Origin of the sequence: Exiguobacterium sp. SL-10, assembly GCF_004337025.1 — a bacterium.
In the GTDB taxonomy this organism is placed as follows: domain Bacteria; phylum Bacillota; class Bacilli; order Exiguobacteriales; family Exiguobacteriaceae; genus Exiguobacterium.
Genome location: NZ_SJUP01000033.1, coordinates 1 through 740, shown reverse-complemented (window position 1 = coordinate 740; position 740 = coordinate 1). Strand labels below are relative to the sequence as shown.

Sequence of the window (740 nt, the reverse complement as noted above, 5' to 3'; positions counted from 1 at the left end):
TTGGTCCCAAACCAAGTGCTCTACCAAGCTGAGCTACTTCCCGTTATAAATGGTGCACCCTGAGAGATTCGAACTCCCGGCCTTTAGATTCGTAGTCTAACGCTCTATCCAGCTGAGCTAAGGGTGCGAGACGAATGAACTTTCATGGGATATTAAGATGGTACCGAGGGCCGGACTTGAACCGGCACGAGGAAACCCTCGCAGGATTTTAAGTCCTGTGCGTCTACCAATTCCGCCACCCCGGCAAGGTATAATTCATGCGGTAGACTATTTGAAAAATGGTGCCGGCGAAAGGATTCGAACCCTCGACCCTCTGATTACAAGTCAGATGCTCTACCAACTGAGCTACACCGGCAGGTGTAAATGGTGGAGGATGACGGGATCGAACCGCCGACCCCCTGCTTGTAAGGCAGGTGCTCTCCCAGCTGAGCTAATCCTCCAAATATGTAATGCCTGGCAACGTCCTATCCTCACAGGGGGAGACCCCCAACTACTTTCGGCGCTGAAGCGCTTAACTTCCGTGTTCGGCATGGGAACGGGTGTGGCCGCTTCGCTATCGCCACCAGACATATATGAGATTAACATTATTTTAACATAATGTCAACTCTTTTTAAGAGATTGTTCTCTCAAAACTGAAGATTCATCAATTCATACAAACCTTAGACTAGATCAAAGCCTCGACCGATTAGTATCATTCAGCTCCACACGTCGCCGTGCTTCCACCCATGACCTATCTACCT

The 740-nt window shown here is 49.5% G+C and carries 4 tRNA genes and 1 rRNA gene; all 5 read right to left on the bottom strand.

Annotated elements, in window-relative coordinates:
- Window positions 1–50: 50 nt before the first annotated feature.
- The 5 genes from EVJ33_RS15190 to rrf all read right to left on the bottom strand — a co-directional run bounded on the left by EVJ33_RS15190 (window position 51) and on the right by rrf (window position 567).
- Window positions 51–127: transfer RNA gene (locus EVJ33_RS15190), tRNA-Arg, on the bottom strand.
- Window positions 128–158: 31 nt separating this feature from the next.
- Window positions 159–245, bottom strand: a tRNA-Leu gene (locus EVJ33_RS15185).
- 34 nt (window positions 246–279) lie between these two features.
- Window positions 280–355: transfer RNA gene (locus tag EVJ33_RS15180), tRNA-Thr, on the bottom strand.
- A 9-nt stretch (window positions 356–364) separates the two neighbouring features.
- Window positions 365–440, bottom strand: a tRNA-Val gene (locus tag EVJ33_RS15175).
- An 11-nt stretch (window positions 441–451) separates the two neighbouring features.
- A 5S ribosomal RNA gene (gene rrf / locus EVJ33_RS15170) occupies window positions 452–567 on the bottom strand.
- Window positions 568–740: the final 173 nt, after the last annotated feature.